The organism is Aureispira sp. CCB-QB1, from assembly GCF_000724545.1.
GTDB lineage: Bacteria > Bacteroidota > Bacteroidia > Chitinophagales > Saprospiraceae > Aureispira.
Map to the genome: position 1 here is coordinate 53,929 of NZ_JHBV01000002.1, position 12,814 is coordinate 66,742.

The 12,814-nt window shown below is 36.2% G+C and carries 13 protein-coding genes; 12 read left to right on the forward strand and 1 reads right to left on the reverse strand.

Annotated elements, in window-relative coordinates:
* Nucleotides 1-34 precede the first annotated feature (34 nt).
* The 3 genes from CG11_RS00300 (at nt 35) to CG11_RS00310 (ending at nt 3,114) form a co-directional block, all read left to right on the forward strand.
* The gene (locus tag CG11_RS00300; RefSeq protein WP_052591942.1) at nt 35-697 is read left to right on the forward strand and encodes a hypothetical protein; all 663 of its coding nucleotides are present in this window, start codon (nt 35-37) and stop codon (nt 695-697) included.
* A 233-nt stretch (nt 698-930) separates the two neighbouring features.
* A complete protein-coding gene (locus CG11_RS00305) occupies nt 931-2,541 on the forward strand; it encodes an NAD(P)/FAD-dependent oxidoreductase (RefSeq protein WP_052591944.1) in 1,611 nt (536 codons plus the stop codon).
* A gap of 168 nt (nt 2,542-2,709) precedes the next feature.
* Entirely contained in the window at nt 2,710-3,114 is a 405-nt protein-coding gene (locus tag CG11_RS00310) for a hypothetical protein (protein WP_052591947.1), read from the forward strand.
* 16 nt (nt 3,115-3,130) lie between these two features.
* On the opposite strand, the gene CG11_RS00315 is transcribed toward CG11_RS00310, so the two are convergent.
* Entirely contained in the window at nt 3,131-4,192 is a 1,062-nt protein-coding gene (locus CG11_RS00315) for a DUF4804 domain-containing protein (RefSeq protein WP_052591949.1), read from the reverse strand.
* 319 nt (nt 4,193-4,511) lie between these two features.
* On the opposite strand from CG11_RS00315, the gene dapF reads away from it, so the two are divergent.
* From dapF to CG11_RS00360, 9 genes are all read left to right on the forward strand, one after another.
* A complete protein-coding gene (gene dapF, locus CG11_RS00320) occupies nt 4,512-5,303 on the forward strand; it encodes a diaminopimelate epimerase (RefSeq protein WP_197043747.1) in 792 nt (263 codons plus the stop codon).
* A 32-nt stretch (nt 5,304-5,335) separates the two neighbouring features.
* The gene (locus CG11_RS00325; RefSeq protein WP_231512744.1) at nt 5,336-5,962 is read left to right on the forward strand and encodes an L-threonylcarbamoyladenylate synthase; all 627 of its coding nucleotides are present in this window, start codon (nt 5,336-5,338) and stop codon (nt 5,960-5,962) included.
* A 72-nt stretch (nt 5,963-6,034) separates the two neighbouring features.
* Nucleotides 6,035-6,490: a DUF423 domain-containing protein gene (locus CG11_RS00330; protein ID WP_052591951.1), complete on the forward strand. Its 456-nt coding sequence runs from the start codon at nt 6,035-6,037 to the stop codon at nt 6,488-6,490.
* Between the two features lie 144 nt (nt 6,491-6,634).
* Complete coding sequence (locus CG11_RS00335; RefSeq protein ID WP_052591953.1) at nt 6,635-8,167, forward strand: carboxypeptidase M32; 1,533 nt, start codon at nt 6,635-6,637, stop codon at nt 8,165-8,167.
* Between the two features lie 4 nt (nt 8,168-8,171).
* Nucleotides 8,172-9,398, forward strand: a complete 1,227-nt coding sequence (locus CG11_RS00340) for an exonuclease SbcCD subunit D C-terminal domain-containing protein (protein WP_052591955.1) — start codon at nt 8,172-8,174, stop codon at nt 9,396-9,398.
* Between the two features lie 150 nt (nt 9,399-9,548).
* On the forward strand, nt 9,549-10,058 hold the full coding sequence (locus CG11_RS00345; protein ID WP_052591956.1) for a YkvA family protein: 510 nt from the start codon (nt 9,549-9,551) through the stop codon (nt 10,056-10,058).
* A gap of 186 nt (nt 10,059-10,244) precedes the next feature.
* Nucleotides 10,245-11,051 (forward strand): tRNA pseudouridine(38-40) synthase TruA, encoded by an 807-nt coding sequence (gene truA / locus CG11_RS00350; protein ID WP_052591958.1) that lies wholly within the window; start codon nt 10,245-10,247, stop codon nt 11,049-11,051.
* 165 nt (nt 11,052-11,216) lie between these two features.
* Entirely contained in the window at nt 11,217-11,756 is a 540-nt protein-coding gene (locus CG11_RS00355; RefSeq protein ID WP_052591960.1) for a hypothetical protein, read from the forward strand.
* A gap of 207 nt (nt 11,757-11,963) precedes the next feature.
* Nucleotides 11,964-12,677 (forward strand): hypothetical protein, encoded by a 714-nt coding sequence (locus CG11_RS00360; protein WP_052591963.1) that lies wholly within the window; start codon nt 11,964-11,966, stop codon nt 12,675-12,677.
* Nucleotides 12,678-12,814 lie beyond the last annotated feature (137 nt).

The window sequence follows — 12,814 nt, forward strand, 5'->3', positions numbered from 1 at the left end:
TTACAAAGTGTTTTGTTCAAATAAAAAAGAAAACATGATTAAGAAAATAGGCTTTTTTATAATCTTATTAAGTTTATTGGTTTGTCTACGTCCTAATCTATTCAAAGGAATGTTCAGTAGTAATGAATCCAATGACAAGGACTTAATAGATCGAGAAAATCTTGTTGCTGCTACTCGTGGTGTTGGAGAATCAACAACCGAATATGCAGAAGGATATAGTTCTGCCAATTTAGGTGAAGTTTTTGACCATCCTATGGATGGCAAATTTGTTGTCGAAAAGGAAATGGAACCTGTAGGTCCTTGGGAAGATTTGCTAACCTTAAAATTCGATATTCGTTTTGATGAAAGTGTTGACGATGTTATTTTTGAACCTAAAATTTCAAAAAGAGTTCGCCAATACGAAGGAAAGATAATTGAAGTAGAAGGTTTTATTATCCCTCATGATATTGCTGCGGATGCAATGGCTGATTTGGATGACGATGGACAACAATTTATGTTCTCGGCTTTTCCTTTAGCTTCTTGTTTCTTCTGCGGTGGCGCAGGGGCAGAATCTGTTATGGAGGCATTTCCTAAAAAACCTATCTCCTATACAGAACGTAAAATTAAAATTAGAGGTCGCTTAGAATTTAACACCACAGATTTCTTAAAATTGCCTTATCAACTTAAAGATGTTGTTGTGGTAGAAGATAATTTATAGTAATCTATAAAACAAGTTAATATAATTACAGCCATTCTGAAGCTTTCGGAATGGCTTTCTTTTTTGTTGTAATTCAAAAACTAGTTACTTTTAAGATAGTAGTTAACGGCATTGCTACTTTGTGGTTTCAACGACCACGTAGTAGCAGCGCAGCTAACTATTGTTTAAGAAGCACTGCTCTGTTTAAGATCGTGTTAACGTAACTATCACTACTATTGAAATAAGACAAACGAATGAAAAATAAATACGATACCATCGTGATTGGTTCTGGAATTGGAGGACTAACCACCGCCGCCCTACTAGCCAAAGCTTATCATAAAAAAGTCTTGGTCTTGGAACAACATTGGACATTAGGAGGTTTAACGCATGAATTTGAGCGAAAAACAGCCTCCAATACTTATAACTGGGATGTTGGGGTACACTATATCGGTTTTTTACAGCAAGGAGATTTAATGACAGAGGTCTATGATTATATTAGCAATGGTCAGCTGGAATGGGAAAAAATTAAAGATCCCTTTGATACATTTTGGTATCCTGACTTTCGATTTGGTGTCAGTTCAGACTTAGAACAGTATAAAAAAGACCTTTGTGCACTTTTCCCAAAAGAAAAGAAAGCTATTTTACGTTTTTTTAAGCATGTAAAATCAGCCGCTAACTGGGCTGCTTTTTGGTTCTTAAAAGAAACCCTTCCTCGTCCGTTAAGTTGGATAATGGCATTGCTTAAAAAGTCTCAGGAAGGATTTTTCATGCAGACTACACAGCATTATTTAGATAAAAACTTCAAAGATCCCAAACTAAAGGCTTTGCTAACTTCTCAATGGGGGGATTATGCTACCATTCCAAACGAGAGTATACTGTGGGGACATTGTATGATTGTTAATCATTATAGTATTGGGGGATTTTATCCCAAAGGCGGCTCCAAAACCATTGCTCAATCTGTTGTTCCAACCATTGAAGCGGCAGGTGGGAGATGTTTGTGCAATGCTTCTGTCAATGAAATTTTGATCGAAAATGGTCAAGCCATAGGTTGTACTTATCGGATCAAAGAGCAGGGAAAATGGGTTGAAAAGACAGTCTATGCAGACAATATTGTTTCGAGTATAGGCGCTAAAAATACCTTTAGAAAATTACTTCGGAATCCCATCCACCCAGAGATAGAACAGATACAGTCTGGACATACAGCAATGACTATTTATTTAGGATTAAAAGAAAATCCAAAAGAGAAATTAGGCGTTACAGGGGGAAATTTTTGGTTGTTTAATCATTATAATCACAATGATTTTGTCAAAAACGAAGACATTGCAAAAAATCCTGCTCAATTTTGCTTTCTTTCTTTTCCTTCTCTCAAAGACCCTTCCAGAAAAGCACATACTGCCGAAATTGTTGCCTTTACTCAGTACAAAACGTTTGAACAATGGCAACATACTGACTGGCAAAACAGAGGCGAAGCATACGAGGATTACAAAAAAATGGTTGCCGAACGTTATATCTCTTTTATAGAAAAACGTTTCTCTGGTTTTAAGGATATGATAGACTATATTGAGGTTTCTTCTCCTTTAAGTTTAAAAAAGTTTACGCAGCGTCCTAAAGGTGCCATGTATGGTTTGGATTTAAGTAAACAACGCTTTGATTTAACCTGTCTCAACGCTCAAACTTCTATTCCTAACCTTTACCTAAGTGGTGCCGATGTGATGATTATGGGAGTTTCTGGTGCTGCTTTTGGTGGTGTTATTTCGGCTGCTAAAATTGGAAGTAAACTAGGAGCCATTTCGCTTATTCCTAAAATAAAAATGGATAATCAACAACGAAAAAAACGAGGTAAATCTATGAAAATTTACACTTAGTTTAATACCTTGATTTCGTTCTTTGAATTATCAACAGCGATTGTCTATTTCTATCATTTGATATACAGCAATCTCTCAACACTCATCTTATTACTACTCCATTGATTTTTCAACGGAGTAATGCTTATACGAAATTAAATAAAGGATCTCGTATTAAAAATAAATCCAATGAATATCCCACTCTTAATTGCCAATACCCTTTGTTTGTTAGCTTTTTTTGCCCATACTTTTGTTGGAGACAAGGAAATAAGAATGATTGCCCCTCCTTCCGATCCTGAAAATGATTTTCTCCATCAAGAAAAATGGACGATGGCACGTTGTGGCTGGCATTGGGTTTCTTTTGACCTTTTGTTTGCTACCCTTGGGCTGACTGTCATTAATTTTACAGATATTTTAACAACCTCTCAAACCTTGCTGCAAGTATTAGCAATTTACTTTTTAGGTTACGCAATTGTTTGGTTTCTGACAATTGCTATATCCAAATCGTTTCCTAAGAATTATATAAAATTAGGGCAATGGCTATTATTACTATGTTTAAGCGGTTTAGTATATTGGGGTAGTTTATCTATTTAAATTTCCTCATCAGCAGCTACAATACTTGTAAATTTCCTCTTATTCTCAACTTCAATTGATTGTTAATAATGACTTGTTTCCAGTTTTGATAAGGAGACGGTGCTTGATAGCAACAACTTATTTTATCATAAGCACCTTCTATTCCTGTCATCACAAACATAGAACTTGTTGCCGCTGCCTTTACACCATCATCGGTTGCCCTAGAGTTAACATAAAAATCGTTTCCAGGCCAAGAAACATGATCCCAAGCAACTAGACTAAACAATAAGCAGTTTGAAAAATCGTCTGAAGTTTCTTCAAAAGTAGATAACTTTGCTAGTTGAGATTTTCCTTCATTGCCCTTTGCCAAAGGGCGAACCATCAAAGAAATGCCCTCAATTTCCAAGCGTTCGTTATTACATTCTTGATAAGGGTCATAATAGACAGCTTTTATATTGGACAACTGCCCTCCATAATTTTCTAATAAATCAATGAGCACCTGTTTCAACAAAGCCCCCAACTGCCCTTGAAATCGACCAGCAAACATACCGCACCCCAAACCAGGTATGGTTATAAACGCTTCTTTATTTGCTTTCGCAGCTTCTACATCTGCATATTTCAACAATGGCAACAACCGACGTTCGTATAGTTTATAATATTTGTCATAATCCAGTTTTTTTGCTGTTGTTACGGCACTCCAATCAGCAGGTTCGTTCCCCGTATCATTTCTTAATAAAGCACCAGGCGTATACAACAAGATACCATCGAAAGGTTCTTGATGTATTAAAGGATTTTGATGGCGGCCATTATCAAAAATCGTCACAGGTACCGCAATACTAATATCTCCCAAGATTCCTAGTTCCACCAAACTCCAATCTCGACCGTCTCCATAAACCGCACTTTCTGCAAAAATCGTAGGTACTTTGGTTTGTAACAAGACTTCTAAGAAATCATCTACGGTGCAACTTTTTGCATCCTTATATCTAAAACCATTATAAACGTACTGCCCTGCGTCCCTCAAATTATCTTGTATCTGTTTCCAATATTTTTTCGCTTGGTCTTGAGTCTCCTTCGGGATAATAATGGTGTAGTTCTGCATGATTTTAGTTTTTGTTGGATCAATAACTCGCCAAAATAGGATGGCAAAACAAAAGGAATCCTGTCTTTTAACTCAAGATACATTTTTTGTGTCGTTCTTTAAGGCTTTTTTTGTACTTTTACACCAATGACAATTACAAATGATTTTGTACAACTTAGGGTTCTATTGGGGGAGTCTTTACTACTTCACCACAACCAACCAACCTTATAAAATACTAATTTACAAACACTTAAATCACACCAAAACATTTTATTTGTCATCAACTTCATTCATAATCAATCATTCTACTAGGTAAATTCAGTTTACCCGATTTACACACATGAAAATACCATTTTACAAATACCAAGGAACAGGAAATGATTTCATCCTAATAGACAATAGAATGGCATCCATTCCAGAACTTTCTCCCTCTACTATTGCTCAATGGTGCCATCGAAAATTTGGAATTGGCGCAGATGGTTTAATGCTCCTGCAAAACAAAGAAGGGTTCGATTTTGAAATGATTTATTATAATTCAGACGGTCACTTGAGTAGTATGTGCGGCAATGGTGGACGTTGTATCACTGCCTTTGCAAACTTTCTAGGCATTATAAAAGACCATAAAGCCCATTTTCTAGCCGTCGATGGTCCTCATGATGCTGTTTTGCCAAAAGATGATTATGTAGAGTTAAAAATGAGTGATGTATCTATCCATAATTATAATCCAGCAGCTATTTTTTTAGATACGGGGTCTCCACATCACATCGAATTTGTGGAACAAATTGCAGGACTAGACGTTTACAATAGAGGTAAAGCAATTCGTAATAATGAGACTTATAAAAAAGAAGGTACGAACGTCAATTTTGTAGCCATACAAGCGACAAATTGCATAGAAGTAGCTACCTATGAGCGTGGTGTAGAGAATGAAACGTTGTCTTGTGGAACAGGTGTGACAGCAGCAGCATTAGCTTATCATTTAGCGTTTTCAAAAGACAATGCCCCTACTCCTGTTGATATAAAAACCAAAGGAGGCACTTTAAATGTACGCTTTCAACGCCAAGATCAGTTATTTCACGATATTTGGCTCTGTGGTCCTGCAAAGCTTGTTTTTCATGGCTTTATTGACTTATAGTTCTATTCTATTTTCCTTAAAAATCAAGTGTTATGTCAGCATTGTACTTAGAAATCCATCCCGACAATCCCGAAGAACGAAAAATCAAGCAAGTTACTCAAATTATTGCCGATGGTGGTTTGGTAATCTACCCGACAGATACTTTGTATGGTCTGGGCTGTGATATTACCAACAACAAAGCCGTTGAACGTATTTGCCGCATCAAAGGAATCAAGCCTCAAAAAGCGAATTTTTCCTTTATTTGCTCCGATTTGAGCAATATCTCTTTTTATACCAAACCCTTTAGCAATAATGTGTATAAAGCAATGCGCAAAAACCTCCCTGGGCCATTTACTTTCATCCTAAAAGCAAGTACCCAAGTCCCTAAAATGCTAAAAAACAATCGAAAAAATGTAGGTATTCGGGTTCCCAATAGTCCGATTGTTGCCCAATTGGTTGCCCAGTTGGACAATCCGATAATGTCAACTTCTATCAAAAATATTGACGATGAGATTACCCCTTACCCTACCGATCCTTACGAAATTTATGAAGCCTACAAAAACCTAGTCGATGTCGTTATTGATGGAGGCTTTGGTGGTAATGTTCCATCAACTGTTGTAGACTGTACTGCTGATTATCCCGAAGTTATTCGTGAGGGTCTAGGAACCTTAAAATCGTAATTTTTTGTCACGGGCATTATTTTTAATAATCACTTATATTTAAAACTAGTTTGCTAGATTAGTAAAATCATTATGTACAAAAAACTTTTAATCATTACGGGGGTGTTGGGTATGTTAGCAGTTATATTAGGTGCTTTTGGAGCGCATGCACTAGCAAATAAGTTAAGTACTAGTCAACTAAGCACTTATCAAACAGGTATTCAATATCATTATTATCATACAATTACCTTATTGATTGTTGTTATGGCGAGTCAATGGTTTGTAAAGCCTACTTGGCTGTATCGAAGTGCGATTTGCTTTGTTATAGGAATACTTTGTTTTTCGGGCTCTATTTACCTTTTGGCTTGCAAAGAATTGCTATCTTTGCAAGATTCGACTAAAATTATCGGTCCAATAACTCCTATAGGAGGCTTATTTTTCATTGCTGGATGGGCTATGCTTGTCTTCCACGCTTTTCGATATCCGACATCTAGTGTGTCTGAACAAGCATACAAACGAGTTCTAGATGAGCAACACCAACAAGGATAGCTTTAAAACAGTTTGACACAACGGTTTATAACCTCAAAATTAGACTCTTTCTCAATAGCATACGATCGACTATTTCCTAGACTGTTAAAGTTTTAATTTGCATATAAAAATTCCCCTACATTACTTTAAAATAGTTACAAGACGATGTCTATAATAAGAAAACAATACGAACAATATGTTGCTCATCTACAAAAAATACAAGACCTAAACAGTACGCTCGCCCTCTTGCATTGGGATAATGAAGTCAACGCCCCTCCTAAAGGTGCCCAAATACGTGGGCAACAGATTGCTACTCTATCAGCAACTGTGCACGAATGGGCTACGAGTCCCGAATTCGGGGGGCTATTGGTTAATTTAAATGATAATCGTCAGGCATTATCAGAAAATGAAGCCAAAAATGTTGAACTGAGTTTGGCGCTTTATAACAAAGAAAAAAACTTATCAACAGAATTTGTTACTGCTTTCTCCAAAGCTAGAACGAACGCCTTTCAAGCTTGGCTCAAAGCCCGTAAAGCCAAAGACTATAGTTTATACAAAAATGAACTGAGTGTCATGATTGAGTTGCTCAAAGAAAAAGCAGAGCTGATTGGTTACGACGAACATCCTTACGATGCCTTGATTGATGAATTTGAAAAAGGCGCTACTGTTGCTCAATTGGATGTTTTGTTTGGTGATGTTCGACAACAGCTAGTTGCATTTGCCAAAGAAATTCAAGCCAAGGGAAAACCTAGTGAAAAATCGTTTTTGAATCGTCATTATGACAAGCAAAAACAGTGGGATTTTGGAATTGAGTTATTAACACAAATGGGCTACGACTTTGAAGCAGGTCGCCAAGATATTTCTGAGCATCCTTTTACCACAACATTTTCCTCCAAAGACGTTCGAGTAACGACTAGAATTGAAGAGGATAATCCAATTGAAATGATTGGTGGTTGTGTTCATGAAGGAGGACATGCGCTTTATGAAATGGGGTTGCCAGCCAAATATTATGGTCTTCCTTTGGGAATGCCAACGTCGCTGGGTATCCACGAGTCACAATCTAGATTGTGGGAAAATCAAGTAGGCTTGAGTTTGGCTTACTGGAAAGCTAATTTTCCTCGCATGCAAGAGTTGTTTCCCGCTTCTTTAGGAGATATTACAATTGAACAATTCTACAAAGCAATCAATCAGCTGGAGCCCAACTATCTACGAACAATTGCGGATGAAATACATTATCACTTGCATGTTTTGATTCGTTACGAAATTGAAAAAGGGTTGATAGAAGGCACCTATGATGTAGACAGTCTAGAAACTGTTTGGAATCAAAAATACAAAGACTTTTTGGGCTTAGATGTTCCACATCCTACTTATGGGATTTTGCAAGATGTACATTGGGCAGAAGGTTTGTTTGGGTATTTCCCAACCTATTCACTAGGAAGCTTCTATGCTGCTCAATTTTATTCCAAAGCCAAAGAGGATATTCCTAATCTCGAAGCAGAAATTGCACAGGGTAATATGAAGCCTTTGTTAGAATGGTTGCGTTATCACATTCATCAACACGGTCAAAAATATACTTCAGAAGAACTCTGCCAACGAATTACAGGAGAAGGCTTAAATTTGAGTTACTTTATGAACTATGCAAGAGAGAAATATGCTATTATTTATGACTTTGATGCTAAAGTTTTAAGCGAAATTTAAATTCATGAAACTACTTCATACTGCCGACTGGCACTTAGGGCAAAAGTTCTTTCATCGCAATCGAGAGCAAGAACACCGAGCTGCACTCGATTGGTTGGTTCAATATATTATACAGGAAGGTGTCGAACTATTGGTTGTTGCTGGAGATATTTTTGATACCGATAGCCCGCCCAACTATGCTCGAAAATTATACTTCAACTTCTTAAAACAATTGGTCAATACTTGTTGTGAAGACATTGTAATTGTTGCAGGAAATCATGATTCTGCTAATATGCTGGATGCTTCTAAAGAGTTGTTCAAATTGCTAAATGTACATGTTGTTGGTCATATTTCGGATGATAGAGCAGCACAAATCATTGAAATTCGGGGCAAAGAAAAAGGAGCACTAAAAGCAGTTGTTGGAGCGGTTCCTTATCTCAGAGACAAAGATATTCGAAAGAGTATTTCAGGTGAAACCTACGAAGAACGAGTCGAAAATCTACGTCAAGGCATTCAGCAACATTATCAAGAAATAGAAGCCGCCTTAACACCTTATCAAAACCTAGCTATTCCTGTTATTGTTACGGGACATTTGTATGCGGCTGGTGGTCAGCGGGATGATCGCCCCAATAGTATCCATATTGGATCTTTGGATATTATCAAAGCTGAAAACTTTTCGAAAGACTTTGATTATGTAGCACTAGGACACTTACACCGCTATCAACAGATTGACAAAAATCGTCCTATTTGGTACTCTGGCGCCTTAATTCCATTAGACTTTAGTGAACTTAATTACGCTCAAGTTGTTCGAATAATAGAGTTTCAAAACAAAAATATTCTTCATCAACAATCGGTCAAAGTGCCACTCAAACGCAAAATGCGTACTTACAAAGGTAATTTAGCCTATATTAAAGAAAAATTATCTACTTTGGATACGAATGTTCCGCTAGATACTTGGTTAAAAATAGAGGTAGAAACGGCGCATTATTCTCCTGACTTGCTAAGTGACTTAGAAGAAATTATCCAAGATAAACCTGCCGAAATTATTATTCTAAATCAACGGGCGATTCAAAACCGCTCCATTGACAGTGAGCATTATCAAAATTTGCAAAGCTTGCAAGACATGGACGAAATCGAGGTTTTTCGGATGTGTGCGCAACAAAAAGGTCAAATAGAAACTGAAGAATTGACAGAATTAGAGAATAGCTTCAAAGAATTATTAGGTTGGATGCAGGAACGAGATGTAGAATAATTTTGTTGTATTTGTAGTTTCTATAAGAAAAAAGCACAGCAACCGCATCATAACACGCCGCTACTAAGCTAAGCGGTCTCACGAAGTATATACTTCTATTGTTCTATGCTTTTTATCTAAAAAAAACATAGTTTATAAACTATTATCAATATGAAAAAGAAAAAATTTGCTAAAAAAGGACGTAAAAACGCAAAGCAAAATTATACAACTTACGACGATGGTCGAAAGGTTTCTAAGAGTTGGTTCTTTAGAGTTTTCCTTCGAAGAGCTTATCGACTACTTAGAAAACCATTGACTATTTATACCTTGCTCAAACAATCCATCATTTATCTTGAAAGATACGATTCTGTCCGAGAATTTGCAGATGAGACCAAAGAACGCCTAGTCCTTTTAACAAGAATGATACGGGCATACGTAAAAGGCGATTATCAAGGTATTTCTAAAAAAAATGTAGCGCTTAGTTTAGCCGCTATTCTTTATTTCTTATCGCCTATTGATCTAATTCCAGACTTTCTAATCGCTGGTTTTTTAGATGATTTAGCATTATTGACTTGGTTGTATAATAACCTTAAACAAGAGTTAGAAGCGTTTCAATCTTGGGAAGAATCAAAACGTCTAATTCGCATACCAATAAAAGTAATAGAAGAAGAGCAAAAATAACATAGTCTCACGACTCATTCACGAACAAACTCTTCGCAAGAGTAACGAATAGAACTAGTGCCTAGGGTTTGTTTTTAGTCAACTAAGTAATTGGCAAAATAAATCTCATTGGATTCTGATATTAGTTGGGACAATTCAATGGGTTTGTCTAAATTGAGGCAAATTTACTAACTTCAAATTCTTGCATTGACACGTTATTTTTTTCATATAGCCTACAATGGCATCCACTATAGAGGTTGGCAACGCCAACCCAATGTACACTCTATTCAAGAAGTGATAGAAAATAAACTCGCCAAAGCACTTAGGCTTCCTTCTATTACTATTATAGGCTGTGGTCGGACAGATGCAGGCGTTCATGCCAGCCAATTTTTTTTTCATACCGATTTAAAACATCCTATTAGAGACGACCTAAAATTTGTACTAAACAAAATCTTACCCCCTACTATTGCTGTCTTTGACATCATTCCCACTACTCCAAACCTGCACGCTCGTTTTAGTGCTAAAGAACGAACCTACGATTACTTCATACACACACACAAAGATCCTTTCATTGACCAAACGAGTTCTTTGTATGTAGATTATCAGCTCAACTTAGTTGCTATGAAACAAGCTGTAGATTTACTTACTAAATACAAGGATTATGCTGCATTCTGCAAACAACCCGACTTGCATAATACTACTATATGTGATGTTCGAAGTGCCACCTTATTTCAAAACGAAGAACGCACCAAGCTTCGCTTTCGAATTGTAGCCAATCGTTTCTTACGAGGTCAAATTCGAATTATTGTGCAAAAGCTACTAGAAATAGGGGTTGGAAAATTTAGCTTAGACGCATTTGAAGCCTGCTTAAAACACAAAAAACGACCACAACTCATTCGACCTGCCCTTCCTCAAGGGCTCTTTCTTTCAAAAATTTATTATCCAGATTTAGATTTACCTAATAAAGCTACCTATACACTGCCCAATAGTAGCTGGCAAGAGATCAAAATATAAATTTCCATTTACGTTATAAATGAAATAATTATTCCTTGTTTTCAATACAAAAACAGGATTCCTCTTTGTATTTATTACCTATTTTTATTACCTTTTATGCTTATAGATTGCTTTAGTCAGCATTTCGAACCACAATGACAATCTCATAACATAAAACTTTATTCTATGCAACAAGAACCTTTCGACCTTAATGCCGAATTTCTCGGCAAAGCACTATTTCCTGCTATATTTGGATTACCCAGCTATGCGCAAAATAATATGCTAAAAATACTAGCTAAACATGGGGTACCTAATCCCGATTCAGAAGCTTGGTATAACATCAAAATAATGATTGCTTTTTATGATCAATTGGCCAAGGATTTTGGTCCTAATACTATTTTTGACCTTGGCAAATCAATTCCAGATAATGCTGTCTTTCCACCAGGGGTAGATTCTATAGAAAGTGGTCTTAACTTAATTGATGTAGCTTATAATATGAACCACAGAAATGGCTATGTTGGATTTTATAAAATGGTCAGCCACGATACAAAAGAAAAAAAAATCGTCATGCAATGTTATAACCCCTACCCTTGCGACTTTGATCGGGGCTTATTTACTGCTATGGCTCGTAAATTCAAGTCTGGTATAAGAGTTAGTGTTGATGAAAGCAAACCTTCAAAGAAAGAAGGTGGCAACGAAAGTTGGTATATCATCTCCTATCGTTAGGCTACTTTTTAGATATGTTAGTAGTCTATTATCTTTTTTTTGGAACTAAATTTGACATTATTATTGTTTCATAAGTGACCATAAAAAATAAGTTATCGAAAATTTGTGGCAATGCTTGAAGCTAAAATGAAGTAAAACATTAAACAAATCGATAATTTTTTTTTTAGATTTACGAAATATCTTTTAATATTAAAACTTATAATTTAAATGAAAAATATTCTTTCTATTGCCTTTACCTTTTTCTTCATGTCTATGATCGTTGCTCCTAGTACTGCTCAAAAGGGAAAAAAAGTTCAAGACGCGGTCATTACTTACGATATGAAGTTTGATGGTGATAATCCAATGGCGGCTATGATGGGTGACATTACAATGAAAATAGGATTTAAAGGTTCCTCTAGTATAGCCGACATCAATATGATGGGAGGAATGATTACAACTAATGTCTGCTTTGACAACAAGAAAAAAGAAGGTATCATGTTAATGAACATGATGTCTAAAAAAATTGCGGTTAAAATGGATGAGGAAGAAATGAAGGAGTACCAACAAAAACAATCTAAAAATACTGCTCCTCCTAAAATTGAGTACTTCAAGAAAGAAACTAAAAAAATTGCTGGGTATAAATGTTACAAAGTAATTTCTACTGCTGGTGAAGGTGCTGATCCTGTTGTAATGTATGTTACAGAAGATATCACACCAACTGCAACTTCTCAATGGGAAATGCAATACCCTGGCATGAAAGGATACCCATTAAGCATACAGGTTACTCAACAAGGCATGAAGGTTAATATTATTGCCAATAATGTCGATGCTAAAGCTGCCAAAGACATTAAGTTTTCTACCAAAATTCCTGAAGGTTACGAAGAAATGACTGTCAAAGAATTGGAAGAAATGGCTAAAGGTGGTGGTGGATTTGGTATGTAAAAGCTAGTCCCTCCGAAAAATATAAGACTTATTGGGAATATGTATATCCCTTAAAAAATATAAACATGAGTCATCCCGAATTTTTCGGCGATGACTTTTTTTTTGGAAAAAAGATAGGAATCTACTAGATTTAATTA

Excerpts from the sequence above, each read along its gene's own strand:
- CG11_RS00300 (WP_052591942.1), top strand. The coding sequence starts at position 35 with ATGATTAAGAAAATAGGCTTTTTTATAATCTTATTAAGTTTATTGGTT.
- CG11_RS00305 (WP_052591944.1), top strand. The coding sequence starts at position 931 with ATGAAAAATAAATACGATACCATCGTGATTGGTTCTGGAATTGGAGGA.
- CG11_RS00310 (WP_052591947.1), top strand. The coding sequence starts at position 2,710 with ATGAATATCCCACTCTTAATTGCCAATACCCTTTGTTTGTTAGCTTTT.
- CG11_RS00315 (WP_052591949.1), bottom strand. The coding sequence starts at position 4,192 with ATGCAGAACTACACCATTATTATCCCGAAGGAGACTCAAGACCAAGCG.
- dapF (WP_197043747.1), top strand. The coding sequence starts at position 4,512 with ATGAAAATACCATTTTACAAATACCAAGGAACAGGAAATGATTTCATC.
- CG11_RS00325 (WP_231512744.1), top strand. The coding sequence starts at position 5,336 with ATGTCAGCATTGTACTTAGAAATCCATCCCGACAATCCCGAAGAACGA.
- CG11_RS00330 (WP_052591951.1), top strand. The coding sequence starts at position 6,035 with ATGTACAAAAAACTTTTAATCATTACGGGGGTGTTGGGTATGTTAGCA.
- CG11_RS00335 (WP_052591953.1), top strand. The coding sequence starts at position 6,635 with ATGTCTATAATAAGAAAACAATACGAACAATATGTTGCTCATCTACAA.
- CG11_RS00340 (WP_052591955.1), top strand. The coding sequence starts at position 8,172 with ATGAAACTACTTCATACTGCCGACTGGCACTTAGGGCAAAAGTTCTTT.
- CG11_RS00345 (WP_052591956.1), top strand. The coding sequence starts at position 9,549 with ATGAAAAAGAAAAAATTTGCTAAAAAAGGACGTAAAAACGCAAAGCAA.
- CG11_RS00355 (WP_052591960.1), top strand. The coding sequence starts at position 11,217 with ATGCAACAAGAACCTTTCGACCTTAATGCCGAATTTCTCGGCAAAGCA.
- CG11_RS00360 (WP_052591963.1), top strand. The coding sequence starts at position 11,964 with ATGAAAAATATTCTTTCTATTGCCTTTACCTTTTTCTTCATGTCTATG.